Origin of the sequence: Kitasatospora putterlickiae (genome assembly GCF_039527695.1) — a bacterium.
Lineage (GTDB): Bacteria > Actinomycetota > Actinomycetes > Streptomycetales > Streptomycetaceae > Kitasatospora > Kitasatospora putterlickiae.
The window spans coordinates 1-2,527 of sequence record NZ_BAAAKJ010000032.1; the positions used below are offsets into that span (position 1 = coordinate 1).

A 2,527-nucleotide genomic window follows, 5' to 3' on the forward strand; every position below is an offset into this window, starting at 1 on the left:
CGCCCCGGCGCCGCGCCAGCACCCCGGTGCGGCCGAGGACCAGACGGGCGCCACCGGGCGGCCCCGTCCGCGCGGGCGCGCCCCGCGCCGGCCGAGCGGGCGCGAGCGGCACGACGAGAAGATCACCGTGTACGTGTCCGCCGAGGAACTGATGGACCTCGAACACACCCGGCTGGTGCTCCGCGGTGAGCACGGCCTGGCGGTGGACCGCGGCCGGATCGTCCGGGAGGCCATCGCGGTGGTGCTGGCGGACCTGGAGCAGCGCGGCGAGGCGAGCATCCTGGTGCGGCGGCTGCGCGGGCGCTGAGCGCGTTCCTCGGGGCCGCGGGGGGTCCGGGGTCGTTCGGTGCGGTGCGAGTTTGTGCGGTGCGGGTTTGTGCGGTGCGGTGCGGTGCGGCTGTCAGGCCGGGGCCGGGCGGTCCGGCGTGTCGGCGGGCCCCGGTGCGCGGCGGGCGGTGCGGGCGGGCGAAGATGGACCGTCATGCCGAGCACCTCCGAGAGCCCCGTCGCCGTCCAGGCCGCCGCTGGAGCGGGTACGCCGCAGGACGGGCCGCAGGGCGGCTTCCTGGTCCGGCTGGACAACTTCGAGGGCCCGTTCGACCTGCTGCTGAGCCTGATCGCCAAGCACCGGATGGACGTGACCGAGGTCGCGCTGGCGACGGTCACCGACGACTTCATGGCGCACATCCGCGCCATGGGCCCCGACTGGGACCTCGACGCGGCGACCGGGTTCCTGGTCGTCGCCGCCACCCTGCTCGACCTCAAGGCGGCCCGGCTGCTGCCCGCCGCCGAGGTCGAGGACGAGGAGGACCTCGCCCTGCTGGAGGCGCGCGACCTGCTCTTCGCCCGGCTGCTGCAGTACCGGGCGTACAAGCGGGCGGCGGCGCTGTTCGGCGAGCGCTGGGCCGCCGAACTGCTGCGGCGGCCCCGGACCGTCGGCCTGGAGGCACGGCACGCCGACCTGCTGCCCGAGGTCGTGATCGGCGTCGGCGCCGAGCGCCTCGCCCAGCTCGCCGCCAGGGCGATGGCGCCGAAGCCCCGGCCGGTCGTCTTCGTCGACCACATCCACACCCCGCCGGTGAGCGTGCGCGAGCAGGCGGGACTGGTGGCCGGGCTGCTGACCGAGCTGGGCGAGGCCACCTTCCAGCGGCTGGTCGCCGACGCGCCGGACACCATGGTGGTGGTCGCCCGCTTCCTGGCGCTGCTGGAGCTGTACCGGGAGCGGGTGCTCGCCTTCGAGCAGCCGGACGCGCTCGGCGAGCTGGTCGTGCGCTGGGTGGCCGAGGCGGACCGGGGCGCGGTCGAGGTGACGGACGAGTTCGACCGGCCGGCGGGCGAGGCTGCGGCGCGGGCGGCGAAGGACGTGAAGGACGCGAAGGACGCGAAGGACGAGAGCGACGAGGAGGACCGGCGATGACGGCCGGGAACGGCGGCACCGGCGCCGGGCGGCCCGCCCGGCGGACGCTCGCGGTACCGGGGCGGCCGCGCGCCGGGGAGTGGCTGGAACCGGCGCCCGGCGTGCCGGGGGAGGCGGAGTCCGGGCCTGACCGGCCCGCCGGGCCGGCGGTGGACGACGGTCCCGGGCTGCGGGCCGAGCTGGAGGCGATCCTGATGGTCGTCGACGAACCGGCCGGCGAGGCCCACCTCGCCTCCGTCCTGGAGCGGCCCCGCGCGGAGGTGGCGGCGGCGCTGCGCGAACTGTCCGCCGAGTACACCGCCCAGGGCCGGGGCTTCGACCTGCGGCTGGTGGCCGGCGGCTGGCGGTTCTACAGCCGCGCGGCCTGCTCGCGGGCCGTCGACCGCTACGTCCTGGACGGCCAGCAGGCCCGGCTGACCCAGGCGGCGCTGGAGACCCTGGCGGTGGTCGCCTACCGGCAACCGGTGTCCAGATCTCGGGTCTCAGCCGTCCGCGGTGTGAACTGTGACGGCGTGATGCGTACCCTGGTACAGCGAGGACTGGTGGAAGAGGCCGGATCCGAGCCCGAAACAGGTGCGATCCTGTATCGGACGACGAACTACTTCCTGGAACGGATGGGGCTCCGCGGCCTGGACGAGCTGCCGGAGCTCGCTCCCTTCCTGCCCGAGGTCGACGACGTGGAAGCGGAGTCCCTGGAGGGCACGATGATCGCGGAGGCGGTCGCCGCCGCTGCCCAGGCCGCGGACGGCAGTGGCGAGGCCGGTCGGGCTGCGCCCGATCGGTAGGGGGGCGGTGAGGTCGGCCGAAACGACCGCACAGCCCAGACGGTAACGACGTACGGACACTTTGATGCGTAGCAGTGGCAACGGCAGGAACAGCAGCGGCGGCGGCAGCGGTCGCGGCGGACAGGGCGGGGGCGGCCGGGGCGGCTCCTACGGGGGCGGCTCGGGCCGCGGCGGCTCCGGCTCGCGCGGGGGTTCGTACGGCGGCGGGTCCGGCGGCGGGCGGGGCGGCTCGGGTTCGCGCGGCGGCTCGGGCTCGTACGGCGGCTCGGGTTCGTACGGCGGCGGCTCGGGCTCGCGCGGCGGTTCCGGCTCCTACGGCCGGGAC

General features: G+C 76.1%; 3 protein-coding genes and 1 pseudogene. All 4 read left to right on the forward strand.

All coding sequences use genetic code 11. The features are described 5' to 3' along the window. A pseudogene (locus ABD308_RS04225) lies at nucleotides 1-307 on the forward strand (hypothetical protein); the annotation flags it as partial. 174 nt (nucleotides 308-481) lie between these two features. After that, nucleotides 482-1,417 (forward strand): segregation and condensation protein A, encoded by a 936-nt coding sequence (locus tag ABD308_RS04230; protein WP_344325717.1) that lies wholly within the window; start codon nucleotides 482-484, stop codon nucleotides 1,415-1,417. Between the two features lie 194 nt (nucleotides 1,418-1,611). Next, the gene (scpB, locus tag ABD308_RS04235; protein ID WP_344325723.1) at nucleotides 1,612-2,202 is read left to right on the forward strand and encodes an SMC-Scp complex subunit ScpB; all 591 of its coding nucleotides are present in this window, start codon (nucleotides 1,612-1,614) and stop codon (nucleotides 2,200-2,202) included. Nucleotides 2,203-2,266: 64 nt separating this feature from the next. Beyond that, the coding region (locus tag ABD308_RS04240) for a hypothetical protein (protein WP_344325720.1) at nucleotides 2,267-2,527 on the forward strand (261 nt) is incomplete at its 3' end.

Coding starts and splice junctions, on each gene's coding strand:
- scpB (WP_344325723.1), top strand. CDS start 1,612: ATGGTCGTCGACGAACCGGCCGGCGAGGCCCACCTCGCCTCCGTCCTG.
- ABD308_RS04230 (WP_344325717.1), top strand. CDS start 482: ATGCCGAGCACCTCCGAGAGCCCCGTCGCCGTCCAGGCCGCCGCTGGA.